Origin of the sequence: Mesobacillus foraminis (assembly GCF_004340465.1) — a bacterium.
Lineage (GTDB): Bacteria > Bacillota > Bacilli > Bacillales > Cytobacillaceae > Mesobacillus_B > Mesobacillus_B foraminis.
In genome coordinates this window covers 483724-495042 of sequence record NZ_SLVV01000003.1, presented here as the reverse complement: position 1 = coordinate 495042, position 11319 = coordinate 483724, and the positions used below count along the sequence as shown (strand labels likewise).

Genomic DNA, 11319 nt, shown 5'->3' with positions numbered 1-11319 from the left:
TTTATTGTAAAAATAATCAAAGCCGGTGAAATTTACTCGTCGTAAATTTCACCGGCTTTTTCATTATCAGAGCAGGGTTTTGTCCCAGCCTCTTTTTTCTTATACTTCCCACTCATCAAGAGTATCTACTGAATAAGTAGGTTTTATATCATAACCTTCCAGAAGCTCCCTCGTCGTTACCCCTGTATGGACTAGAAGTGTATCCATGCCGGCATTGATGCCGGCCAGAATGTCGGTATCATAGTAGTCTCCCACCATTAAGGTCTCTTCTTTATTTGTTCCAAGAACCTTCAAAGCCTGATCCATAATTATGGACTCAGGTTTCCCAATGAAGATGGGCTTTGTCTGGGTTGAGACACTGACGACAGATGTCAGTGAACCATTGCCCGGCATAAGTCCCCGCTCTGTCGGGATGGCTATATCTCCATTTGTAGAAATAAAAGTCGCTCCATTACGGACCGCCAGGCAGGCGACGGACAATTTTTCATACGAAATGTCCCGGTCAATTCCCATGGCAACAAATTCCGCATTTTCCCCGGATTCTTTCAGACCTTTTTCCAAAATCGCAGACTTCAATCCTTCCTCTCCAATAACGTAAACGGTGGCATCCTGCTTTTTTTCAAAGATATAATTCGCGGTAGCCTGGCTAGTGGTAAAAACCTGCTCCTCCGCGGCCGGAATATCAAAGGCGCGCAATTTTGCGGCCACCTGGGAAGGTGTGCGGGAAGAATTATTTGTGACAAATAAATATGAAATCTGTTTATCCGCCAGCCTTTTTACGAAGTCGGAGGCCGCTTCAATCCTTTCGGTTCCCCGATACATGGTTCCATCCAGATCAATTAAATAGCCCTTATACTTCCTCATTTTATTCATTCCTCCTTCTTCTATGTAAACCGAAAACCTTTTTAATCAGCAGTAAAGAGACCTCACAATGAAGGTCTCTATTTGATTTCTAATCATTTTCTAAAAGCCGAAACTGCGCCCAGCTCATTGGTTAAATAATCCCGAATGTTGCCTGAATACTTCTGTAGTTGCGGGAGTTCCTTTTTAAATTCGTCATTAAGGCGTTCGTGGTCCACCTGGGTGTATTGCTGAACGGTCATTTTACGATATGGTATGATTCTCGCCAGGCTCTCCTGCATATCGCCGGCAATCACTTTTTCATCAGCCAGGATATCGATTATATCCTCATAGCTCCCGGGATCACGCATGATGAATCCGTCTATCATCATGTTTCCAACATCCAGGATTGCTTCAATCATTGTATGTGTCAGCCGCTCCAATGCAGATTTTTCTATTAACGTTTCCCAATGGCCATGATTTTTAAAAAGAGTTAATTGCCTGTCCAGAAAATCCAATGTTTCTTCAATCTTTTCCCTGTCAACAAAATACATTTCCATACCTCCATTGTACCAACTGGTTTCATTCCCCAGGGAGTTTCCTTCTCATTTACATTCTACCACAAAGCAGGAAATCAAAGTTTTTTTGATTTGCCTCCTTAGAGCGATACAGACAGCGAAGATTTTCTGATAAGATTGGAATTAGAAAACAGTTTTCACTGTGCTTTGAACTTAGGGGAGGAATTGTGAATGACGGACCGATTTTACTTATATGATGATCTAGTGCCAACGAAAACACGCTTTGTGAGCTTTATGGGGGAAAACCAGCGCTTCGATCTCGCTATCATTCAATCTGACCGTTATTATGGCAAACAGCTTGTCCTGGATATTCAGGGAAATCGCTTTGCCATTATTGGACATGATGATCTGGACGAAGAAGGCTACCTGGAATATGCCTTTAAATTATCCGAAGAGGATGCGGAAGAATTGAGAAGTTTTCTGAGAGAAGCAGTCTAAAATAAAATGGAATGAGCTGACCGGCTAATTTCCTTTCAATCCCTTTTTGGTATTACGGGGAATCACCCATACTAAGACAAACAGGGTAAAAGGAAGGATGAAAGAACATGCCAAATAAAGACTCCAAAATCTACTCTGATTTATCCAATGTTGAAAAAAGCCGGAACTACCTGACTGCCGAGGAGTTTCCTGACGGTCCCTATGGTTCACCAATCAGGGCCGACCAGCCTGTTGAAAATAAGAGTACTGAATGGAAAAAAGGACAGAGGTATTACAGCAATTTCAATTTTGAAAATAAATCCCTGCACCAGGATATTCCCAGGCAGATGGAAGGGGCCCATCCACCACATGATGATCCCAAAAAAGGCGTGCAGGAACCTTATATCCCCAGCTAAAAAGGCCGGAATCTTCCCGGCCTTTTTCTGTTATTTCTTCACTTTCCGGACAACAAAATAGGCACAGCCAAAATTACAGTACTCATATAAATACTCACTGACCGTACTAATTTTTGTATCGAATGTCGCCTTCTGGCTCTGATCCTCAAAGAAACCCTTCAGCCTCAGCTGTCCGTAGCCCCAATCCCCTACAATATAATCGTACTTGGTCAATATATCACTGTACCTGGCACGGAATGCTTCTTCATTAAAGCCCTCCCTATGCTCATCGACTACCTCATAGCACATATTATTAATGCAAATCATGCTTTCACCTCTTTTAGCTGCCGTTTCTGCTCGTCTAATGAACGGCCAAGATCATTAAGCTGCTTCCTTGTTTAAATTATAACTGATTCTCCATCTATTACTAAGAAAAAAAAGTAAAACTAAGGTCATTCTATGGATAGGAGGTGTTTTGGATGCAAAAGGGTTTTGCGATTTTAGGCATTTGCGGATTTGTCCTTGCAGGCTGTGCCGGAAATATGGCGGGCGAAAATGAAGGCAGAAGCAATCAGCTTCATGTGAATAACCATGAACCGGAGCTGTATAATTCTGAAGCGGGAAATGATGATAAACGCTTCGGATATGTACGCCATAAGCGGGCTGGAGTATTTGGGGCAGAGCAGCGGGAACAGAGAAATTATACGATCAACAGGGAACAGGTTGCCGATATGATTTCCAAGCTTTCCGCCCAGGTTCCAAATGTCGATGATGTCTCTACCTTGGTGACTGACGAAGAAGTACTGGTTATTTACCATACAGATTCTGATAACCGGGATGAAACGGCAGACCAGGTCAAGAAAACAGCTATTTCTGTAGTTCCCCGCTGGTTTCATGTTTATGTTTCGGATAACACCCAATTAAGACAGAACGTTGAAAATTTTTCCACTTTGAGCACACAAAGCAGGGATATTGACACGCTTGTTGACGACGTAATTGATGAAATGCGCAAATCGCCACAAGGCCGTTACACGTCCGAAGACGAAAATGAGAATGGCGAATCCGAAGGTGACATCATGGAACGAATGAACACGCAACAGTAAAAAAATCAGAGTCCAGCATCATTTGCTGAACTCTTTTTTTGGGCATTATTTTCAGGCTTGCTGTGCTTCCTGCTCACCCAGCAGCTGCTTATGCTTCGCTGCCTCGTTTACCTGCTCATCTGCATGATAGGAAGAACGGACAAGCGGACCGGCTTCACAGTGGCTAAAGCCTTTTTGCAGAGCGATTTCTTTAAGCTCGCTGAATTCATCAGGATGATAATACTTTACAACCTTCAAATGTTTCTTGGTCGGCTGCAGATATTGGCCGATTGTGAGGATATCTACCTGGTTTGCACGAAGATCGTCCATAGCCTCGATAATTTCTTCTTTCGTTTCCCCAAGCCCTATCATGATGCTTGACTTCGTAGGGACATCCGGCTGTACTTCCTTCGACCTGCGCAAAAACTCAAGGGAACGTTCATACGTTGCCCGGGCCCTGATCCGGGGGGTAAGACGCTTGACTGTTTCAATATTGTGGTTTAGGATATCCGGCTTTGCTTCCATTAGCGTCTGAAGATTTTCATAAACTCCTCCCATATCGGAAGGCAGAACTTCAATCGTCGTAAATGGATTCTTCCTGCGGATGGCCCTGACTGTTTCAGCAAAAACAGCAGCACCCCCATCTTTTAAATCATCGCGCGCTACCGCTGTGACAACCACATGCTTTAAATTCATTGTCACCACCGAATCGGCAACCCGTTCTGGCTCTTTCAGGTCAAGTTCTGTTGGCAGGCCTGTCTTGACTGCGCAGAAACGGCAAGCCCTGGTACAAACGTCTCCAAGTATCATGAAAGTGGCTGTTCGTCTGACAGCCCAGCATTCATGGATATTTGGACAGCGGGCTTCTTCACATACGGTATGAAGGTTTTGCTCTCTCATCATTTTTTTTAGGCCAGTATAGTTTTCATTCGTATTTAATTTTATTTTTAGCCAATCCGGCTTTCTAAGGACTTCATCTTTATTGCTCATACTGTCACTCCATTCGATTCCTTGCATGCCCAATATAAGGCGCAGATACCTTCTGTTGTCACTTTAACATAATGAAATTGGATGGACAAGCCGAAGATATTTCATTTTCCATTATTTGCTCATTATGATATTCTTCCTTTCCCATAAACTAACGGAGAACAAAAAGCGGAAGGGAGGATTCCTGTGAGGTATCTTCTGGCCATCATGATTTTTTCCCTTTTACTCCCTGTTTGCCTGGATAACAATGTCCATGCGGAGGAGCAGGAGGATGTGTACGGAAAGAGAATGATGCTCTATCAAAAAGTTGAAGCAGTGACCAATTTGCCCTGGTATTATTTAGCGGCTATTGACCAATATGAACGGAGTGTCCGTCTTGCAAGGAAGGATCTTCCTAAAGCTGAAGGTCTGTCAGGCATCTATTATAAGCCTGAGGAGTGGGCCGGTCTGCTGAATCCGAATATTCATGACACCAATCCTGTTTCGATTCAGTTTTTTAACGGAATGGGCTTTGATGGAAATGGGGACGGCAAAGCGAACATAACTGACGATGAAGATGTCCTGCATGCATTTGCCCAATATCTGTTATCATATGGGACTGACCACGATAATATTAAAATTGGGCTATGGAATTATTATAAAAGGGACAAAACGGTGGGAATCATCATTGGGAAAGCCACAATATATAAGCAATTTGGAAAACTGGACCTTGACCAGCACGCTTTTCCCGTCCCGTTAAGAAGCAACCACAGCTACAAGAACACATGGGGTGATGCACGCGGCTGGGGAGGAAGACGGATTCACGAGGGAACCGATATTTTTGCAAATTATGGGGTCCCTGTCCGTGCCACGGGCTACGGGATTGTGGAGATGAAGGGGTGGAATCGCTACGGCGGCTGGAGAGTCGGTGTCCGCGATATCAATAATACCTACCATTATTTTGCCCATTTAAGCGGGTTTGCAAAGGATTTAAAGGTTGGCCAGGTAGTGGAGCCAGGCCAAATCATTGGCGGTGTAGGAAGCTCCGGCTATGGTCCTCCGGGCACCTCCGGGAAATTCCCCCCGCATCTGCATTATGGCATGTACAAGGACAATGGCTACACGGAGTGGTCATTTGATCCATATCCACATTTAAGAATGTGGGCAAGGCAGGAGCGAGCAAGCTTAAAGAAAAAATAAGATAAAGGGCCGCCCTTTAAAAGAGCGGCCCTGCCTCATTTTTAGGATTTTGCCTTTTTCACCGCATGCAGCACACTCGCTGCCAGACCGCCCCAAATGACCACAATCCCTATAACCATCATCGTTAACGCACTAGCCTCCATTATTTAGATACCCCCTTGTCTTTTGGAGCTTCGTATAAGCCTGGGTCCCATTTCCTCACTTTTGCGAATAGGATGCCGACTACGATTGCGCCAATGGCCACCAGCCAGCCAAAATAGAAGTTAAAGCTTTCAGGATATCCGCCGTAGCTTGTAGTCAAGTCTGTGCGGATATTCATGAACATCATGACCCCCAGAACAACAGGAGTAATGTACTTCAGACAGATATTCCACCAGCTGCCAAGCTGAATATCGGAGATCGCATTTGCATGGTTTCGCAGATTGCCTAACTCTTTCGCAATCCAGGCAACAATTACGATTTCTACAAGACCTGCAACGGCCACTCCATAATTATTAATAAAGGCATCGACAGTATCAAGGAAGTTAAGTCCGCCCTGAGTGGCAAACAGGATGGAGATTAAGGCTGATACACCACCGCCGATTGCAACTGCTTTATTGCGGGAAACCTTGAATTTATCCTGAAAACCTGCGACATAGGTTTCAACGATTGACATTAATGAAGTCAAGCCCGCAAGTGTCAGGCAGACGAAGAACAGTACTCCAAATGCCCCATTGAAAGCAGGCAGTTCGTTAATAATTTGAGGGAAGACTGCAAATGCCAGGATAACCCCTTTACTTACCACTTCATCGATTGGCACTCCTTGCTGGTTCGCCATAAAGCCCAGTGCGGCAAAGACACCGATACCTGCCAGCAATTCAAATGAAGAGTTCGCAAAGCCTGTAATGAATGCATTATTGGTAATATCTGATTTCTTTGGCAGGTAGCTGGAATACGTGACCATGATTGCAAATGCAATTGAAAGGCTGAAGAAAATCTGGCCGTATGCCGCTACCCAGACCTTTCCATTTAAAATCTGGCTCCAATCAGGGTTAAAGAAAGCATTGATTCCCTCTGCAGCACCTTCTAGGGTTAAAGCACGAACAACAATCACTAAAAATAGAACGACAAGTGCAGGAATAAAAATTTTGTTCGCTGCTTCGATTCCTTTCTTGACCCCTTTGAACAAGATGCCCAGTGTGATGACCCAGACAATGATTAACGGAATGAATACACCTGGTACCAGGCTTCCCACCTGCCCGGCATCTGTAACTTTCAAATAATCGCCTACAAGGAAGTTAAGAGGATCCTTTCCCCACTTCTGGCTGAAAGAAAAATATGCGTAAGACATGGCCCATGCAATAATAACCGCGTAATAAGTGGAGATGACAAATGAAATGGCAAGCTGCCACCAGCCCAGCCATTCTGCGCCTTTCTTTAATCGGAAAAAGCTGAGCGGGGCGGAACCGCGATATTTATGTCCAATGGTAAATTCCATAATTAGAAGCGGAATACCTGCAGTTAATAGTGCAAATAGATAAGGCAGGAAAAAGGCTCCTCCTCCATTTTCATAGGCAACTCCCGGGAAGCGCCAAATATTTCCTAATCCGATTGCAGAGCCGACGGCAGCAAGGATAAACCCTGCCCTTGTGCCCCATTGCGGACGATTTTCCATAATCATATACCCCCTGTTTTTTCTGAGTCTGATTGAACAATTTAAACTTTTTATATTTTCAGACTTCTTTATCTGTGAATAGTATAGCTTGGTTTTTTTCTTTTGTCAAAATAATATTTCAACAATAGTGGATATTTTTTAAAAATTTTATAAAATCGTTAATAACAGCGGTAAGCATGCGTTTATGCATAGAAATTCTCATTATGGCTAAAGCTGTCCGGAAATTCGGACAGCCATTTTTTATTATTCTACATTGCTTTCTGCAGCTAGTATTTTATTGTCCTTTGGAGGCCGGTACTTCGATGGACGGAGCTGAACCTCCCCCATTATTGAAAAACTGCGGGACTTCCCCTTCATGCAGGAAGTTGCCGATTGGGATATCTTCCTGAATCGTAGCAATTTCCGTTGCAAACGGTATAACAATCTGGACATTCACAATAATTCTTATAGAAGCCTCAATCCAAGTATTATTGATTCCAAGTGGTTTTTGATCCCAGACTACATCTGAAACTACATCCCCAATTGCCGTAAATTTGACAGGAATCTTAGGCCCCAGGTTTCCAAGCAATGCATTGTTGGTCGCCTGCCCAAGCGGGACGTAATACACCATTCCATCCCCGCTTTCGGCCTGCTCGGTGTCAAATTCCACATCTGCCAATGACTCCAGCGCAGACAGGTTACCCTTTTCAGCTTCATTGATATTCATCTGTACAAGACTGACGGTTTCAGCTTTTATTTTATTTAGCACTTCAGTATTATATTGAATGACTGTCCTTGAACCACCACCTATTGGGACATGTTCAATCAGGTCCGTTGTATCCATGCCGCTGACAACTTTTTCATTGATTGCTTTGTTAATGACAAGCGTTGCGATTTTCCTCGTCTGCGACTCTGCGTAGCTCATCAAAGTCGGCTCTATTCCTTTGTCGATGATCCAAAGTCCGCCTGCAGTTGACAGAGAAAAGAAAAGTATTGTCAGCAAAAGCACATGCCTGAATGGCAGGGGCCCTTTTCGTCGTAATCTGAGGCCCGGTTTTGCCAAAATAAATCCCCCCTTTACAAGCTATTTGTATGCTCGTAAAAGGGGAAGTAGCCTAAAAAACATTTACTGCCTGTATTCTTTTTAAAAGGAAGCTTGTCTTTATTTGTTCAAAATGAAAGCAGCCCCTTATCGGACTGCTCCCGTTAAACCATTTTAAGCAATGCGTCCTTCCCGGACATTCCTGCCATTATTCCAAGATTTTCTGCCTCATGCGTGACAGACTCCAGCGGGGCATGGAGCAAATCGTCAATCGTTCGGACTCCAACTGCTCTTCCCGCTATCACCTTGCGATCCTTCAGCTTTTCATTCAGTAATGCGACATCAAGTGCTCCGCACATAATATATCCTTTATCGCTTGTCACGACAAGCAGGTTTGTTTTAGGGAGTTTGACCGTAATGCTTAAAAAGGTATGGCCGTTAAGTTCAAGCGGCAGCATTTCTATCATTTAGCAGCTCTCCTTTCCTTGTACTACATGTTATGTAGACAAACGGAAAAGGTGATATTTTGCCACTATTTGTAAAGCTGCATGAGCTTTTGTTTTAGCAGGTCGCGCAAAAATTCAGGCACAAAGAAACGTTTCGTTTCGGAACGGAAGATGGCAGGAAAGAACCTGCCAAACGTATACATATCCGGTATTCCCAATGTATAGGTTCTTTTCATGTCCAATGGTTCATTTCCAATATGAATCTCCGCACCGGATGATCCTAATGGGGAGAACCTTATTCCCTGGTAGGTAAAAATCCCCATCACTGTCCCTCTGAATCCGAGCCCTTTTATCTGCATGTGTGGCCACTTCTCATCCAAGGATTGAAGAAGAACTTCCTTTAGTTCCGCCCCATTCAATTCTACGGTACATGGATTAATGGGATGCGGACATATGGACAGCAGATCAAAGTCCGTTACTTCTCCTTTTTGCAGTCCATCAAGCAGCAAGCCGGCATTTAAAAAAGCGCAGTCTGCCCCTGTCCATTCCAATAACGTTTCACATAGCAGAGTGACAAGGGGAGAATCCTCAAAGTGTTTCGCTGCCAGGGGTTCTTTTAGATAAGCAACGGGGCGCTGGAGCAGCTCTTTGCCGGACCGATAGAGAGTTTCTGTTTCTACCTGCTCGTTTTCAGCTGGATCCCATTTGTTCATATCGTACAGCAGAGCCTTTTTTGAAATAATTTGCTTTGTAGAAGGATCCACTTCCAGGATGGCATGTCCTGTGTATAAGCCATGCTTGCCTGCTGCCCCCAGCAGGCAGTTATTCACAAGTTTTCCTTCGTGAAGGATATGATGTGTATGACCTCCCAGAATCAAGTCGATTTCAGGAAAGCTGGCTGCTATGCGTTCGTCCTCATTGATGCCCAAATGGGAAAGAAGGATGATGATATCTGTCTGGTCTTTTAACATTCTAAGGCAATGCTTTAATTCTTCAAACGGATCGGTTGCTTTCCAGCCAAGCAAATCATAAAAGTGGACATAATTGATCGTTAGTCCGATTACACCAATCCTTGTCCCGCTTTTGGTTATGTAGGTTTCATACGGTACTGCCCAATCTGGCCTAGAGCCGTCCTCCCGGTAGAGGTTGGCGACCAGCACCTTGAACTGCCTGCTGTCATACAGGCTGTCCAATTCGTCATAGGAAAGCGTAATTCCTTCATTGTTCCCGATGGTGACTGCATCATAGCCTGATTCATTTAAAAGCCTGCAGTTGCCTTTTCCCCTGGTTCCATCGGAAAAGGGGTGCCAGCGGTCCATATGATCGCCAATATCAAACAGGAAGAATTCATCTCCCTCCTGTTCATGCCACTTCCTTCGTTCGGTTACAAGCTGATGGATCCTTGGCCAGTGCTCGAAATGACTGTGAACGTCATTTGTATGGTAAATATGCAGAACTTCCACTCGTCTCATTCCTTTATTAAAACAGATCAAGCTGCCTCGGATTCAGGCCGCTGTATTCAATATCAAGCATTTTCATCATTTGCAATGCATTATCAGCTGCGTCCCCTCCGGAATTATTGTTGAACACAGCGATGACGTTATCTGTCTGTTTTTCTAGTTCTTTTAGATTATTTGCCCAGTCCGCCAGTTCCTTCTCATTATAACGGTACAGGTAGCGCACGTCCCGCCAGTTCTGTCCCGATTTATAATTCCAGCCATGCACATTCCTGCCATGAAAACGAACCAGTATCTTGTCAGGAGTCGTAGCTTCCAGGATGGTCGGAACCGAACCTTCTCCGGCTTGAGGTTCATCACAGACGCTATGGATCCAATTTTCATTTCTCATGAAATCCAGTGTCTTTGTCTTCATGTCATCCTTAAACCATGACTGATGGCGAAATTCCAGGGCACAAGGGATATCCCCCATTTTATCACGGCACCATCTCAACAGCTCTACGTTTTCCCTTTGACAATCAAACCACGGAGGAAACTGGAATAAAACCATTGATAGTTTGGAAGCTTCTTTGTATGGCTGCAGGGAATCCAGAAAGGCCTGAAACATTTCACTTTTGCTTGTAAAAGGAATTTCTCCCCGCTGATGCCCGGTCATTCCCTGATATGCCTTTACAATGAACTGAAACGTATCAGGAGTTTCCCGAACCCATCTCTCCGCATTTTTAGCAGGCTGAACAGCATAAAAGGATGCATCCACTTCCACAACAGGAAAATAAGCCGAATACTCTTTTAATTTGTCACGCGGGGCAACCTTTCCATTGTACAAGCTGTCATGATCCCCCCAGCCAGTCAATCCGATGGTAATCAATGAACGCACCTCCATCTATATGATAGCATACACCCTCCGGGAGCTGTTTCCAATACTCTTAGATACCCTTTTGCCTATGTTTAAAAACGATGCTGGTATCCTCTGCAGGACTGATGTTTATTTAGCTTCCCGGCTGCCTATAGGCATCTTTGACTCAGCCTTAAGGGAGTAGATTACTGTTTTTTATTGCTTTAATCATACCTTTTGCCAATCCGATTGGACTAAAAGCTATAAAATTTGTTGAAATCACTTTTATGTATAACATATTGATAAAAAAGGGCCAAATTACTTCAGATTCATCCTCCATAAATTTACCCTTTACCATTTTATTCATCAATTAAATCAAGTTATTGTTCATTCCTTGCCATTTATGCATTGATCGTTTGAGTTTATGC

General features: G+C 43.9%; 14 protein-coding genes. 4 read left to right on the top strand and 10 right to left on the bottom strand.

Translation table 11 applies throughout. From position 1 onward, the window contains the following. Positions 1-99: 99 nt before the first annotated feature. Positions 100-864, bottom strand: a complete 765-nt coding sequence (locus tag EV146_RS06855) for a TIGR01457 family HAD-type hydrolase (protein ID WP_132003692.1) — start codon at positions 862-864, stop codon at positions 100-102. 92 nt (positions 865-956) lie between these two features. Beyond that, positions 957-1394, bottom strand: a complete 438-nt coding sequence (locus EV146_RS06850; RefSeq protein WP_121611159.1) for a DUF86 domain-containing protein — start codon at positions 1392-1394, stop codon at positions 957-959. Between the two features lie 195 nt (positions 1395-1589). On the opposite strand from EV146_RS06850, the gene EV146_RS06845 reads away from it, so the two are divergent. Together EV146_RS06845 and EV146_RS06840 are read left to right on the top strand one after the other, a co-directional pair. Then, the gene (locus tag EV146_RS06845) at positions 1590-1856 is read left to right on the top strand and encodes a DUF3055 domain-containing protein (RefSeq protein ID WP_121611158.1); all 267 of its coding nucleotides are present in this window, start codon (positions 1590-1592) and stop codon (positions 1854-1856) included. A gap of 107 nt (positions 1857-1963) precedes the next feature. Next, positions 1964-2251 (top strand): cytosolic protein, encoded by a 288-nt coding sequence (locus EV146_RS06840; RefSeq protein WP_132003689.1) that lies wholly within the window; start codon positions 1964-1966, stop codon positions 2249-2251. A 30-nt stretch (positions 2252-2281) separates the two neighbouring features. Here EV146_RS06840 and EV146_RS06835 read toward each other — a convergent pair whose 3' ends face one another. After that, complete coding sequence (locus EV146_RS06835; RefSeq protein ID WP_121611156.1) at positions 2282-2557, bottom strand: YutD family protein; 276 nt, start codon at positions 2555-2557, stop codon at positions 2282-2284. A 152-nt stretch (positions 2558-2709) separates the two neighbouring features. On the opposite strand from EV146_RS06835, the gene EV146_RS06830 reads away from it, so the two are divergent. Further along, positions 2710-3333, top strand: coding sequence for a YhcN/YlaJ family sporulation lipoprotein (locus EV146_RS06830; RefSeq protein WP_132003686.1), 624 nt, complete (start codon positions 2710-2712; stop codon positions 3331-3333). A 51-nt stretch (positions 3334-3384) separates the two neighbouring features. On the opposite strand, the gene lipA is transcribed toward EV146_RS06830, so the two are convergent. After that, the gene (gene lipA, locus EV146_RS06825; protein WP_121611154.1) at positions 3385-4302 is read right to left on the bottom strand and encodes a lipoyl synthase; all 918 of its coding nucleotides are present in this window, start codon (positions 4300-4302) and stop codon (positions 3385-3387) included. Between the two features lie 204 nt (positions 4303-4506). Between lipA and EV146_RS06820 the strand changes: the two genes are divergently transcribed. Beyond that, the gene (locus tag EV146_RS06820; RefSeq protein ID WP_132003800.1) at positions 4507-5478 is read left to right on the top strand and encodes a M23 family metallopeptidase; all 972 of its coding nucleotides are present in this window, start codon (positions 4507-4509) and stop codon (positions 5476-5478) included. 41 nt (positions 5479-5519) lie between these two features. On the opposite strand, the gene EV146_RS06815 is transcribed toward EV146_RS06820, so the two are convergent. The 6 genes from EV146_RS06815 to EV146_RS06790 all read right to left on the bottom strand — a co-directional run bounded on the left by EV146_RS06815 (position 5520) and on the right by EV146_RS06790 (position 10924). Further along, the gene (locus EV146_RS06815; RefSeq protein ID WP_121611153.1) at positions 5520-5621 is read right to left on the bottom strand and encodes a methionine/alanine import family NSS transporter small subunit; all 102 of its coding nucleotides are present in this window, start codon (positions 5619-5621) and stop codon (positions 5520-5522) included. Continuing rightward, the gene (locus EV146_RS06810) at positions 5621-7132 is read right to left on the bottom strand and encodes a sodium-dependent transporter (protein ID WP_132003683.1); all 1512 of its coding nucleotides are present in this window, start codon (positions 7130-7132) and stop codon (positions 5621-5623) included. Before EV146_RS06810 ends, EV146_RS06815 begins: the two co-directional genes overlap by 1 nt. A gap of 274 nt (positions 7133-7406) precedes the next feature. After that, positions 7407-8174 (bottom strand): sporulation protein YunB, encoded by a 768-nt coding sequence (gene yunB, locus EV146_RS06805; RefSeq protein ID WP_121611151.1) that lies wholly within the window; start codon positions 8172-8174, stop codon positions 7407-7409. A gap of 143 nt (positions 8175-8317) precedes the next feature. After that, complete coding sequence (locus EV146_RS06800) at positions 8318-8620, bottom strand: YunC family protein (RefSeq protein WP_132003680.1); 303 nt, start codon at positions 8618-8620, stop codon at positions 8318-8320. A 65-nt stretch (positions 8621-8685) separates the two neighbouring features. Next, positions 8686-10071 (bottom strand): bifunctional metallophosphatase/5'-nucleotidase, encoded by a 1386-nt coding sequence (locus tag EV146_RS06795; protein WP_132003677.1) that lies wholly within the window; start codon positions 10069-10071, stop codon positions 8686-8688. Positions 10072-10078: 7 nt separating this feature from the next. Further along, a complete protein-coding gene (locus EV146_RS06790; protein ID WP_132003674.1) occupies positions 10079-10924 on the bottom strand; it encodes a DUF72 domain-containing protein in 846 nt (281 codons plus the stop codon). Positions 10925-11319: the final 395 nt, after the last annotated feature.

Excerpts from the sequence above, each read along its gene's own strand:
- EV146_RS06840 (WP_132003689.1), top strand. The coding sequence starts at position 1,964 with ATGCCAAATAAAGACTCCAAAATCTACTCTGATTTATCCAATGTTGAA.
- EV146_RS06810 (WP_132003683.1), bottom strand. The coding sequence starts at position 7,132 with ATGGAAAATCGTCCGCAATGGGGCACAAGGGCAGGGTTTATCCTTGCT.
- EV146_RS06845 (WP_121611158.1), top strand. The coding sequence starts at position 1,590 with ATGACGGACCGATTTTACTTATATGATGATCTAGTGCCAACGAAAACA.
- lipA (WP_121611154.1), bottom strand. The coding sequence starts at position 4,302 with ATGAGCAATAAAGATGAAGTCCTTAGAAAGCCGGATTGGCTAAAAATA.
- EV146_RS06820 (WP_132003800.1), top strand. The coding sequence starts at position 4,507 with ATGATTTTTTCCCTTTTACTCCCTGTTTGCCTGGATAACAATGTCCAT.
- EV146_RS06800 (WP_132003680.1), bottom strand. The coding sequence starts at position 8,620 with ATGATAGAAATGCTGCCGCTTGAACTTAACGGCCATACCTTTTTAAGC.
- EV146_RS06855 (WP_132003692.1), bottom strand. The coding sequence starts at position 864 with ATGAGGAAGTATAAGGGCTATTTAATTGATCTGGATGGAACCATGTAT.
- EV146_RS06835 (WP_121611156.1), bottom strand. The coding sequence starts at position 2,557 with ATGATTTGCATTAATAATATGTGCTATGAGGTAGTCGATGAGCATAGG.
- EV146_RS06850 (WP_121611159.1), bottom strand. The coding sequence starts at position 1,394 with ATGTATTTTGTTGACAGGGAAAAGATTGAAGAAACATTGGATTTTCTG.
- EV146_RS06830 (WP_132003686.1), top strand. The coding sequence starts at position 2,710 with ATGCAAAAGGGTTTTGCGATTTTAGGCATTTGCGGATTTGTCCTTGCA.
- EV146_RS06795 (WP_132003677.1), bottom strand. The coding sequence starts at position 10,071 with ATGAGACGAGTGGAAGTTCTGCATATTTACCATACAAATGACGTTCAC.
- EV146_RS06815 (WP_121611153.1), bottom strand. The coding sequence starts at position 5,621 with ATGGAGGCTAGTGCGTTAACGATGATGGTTATAGGGATTGTGGTCATT.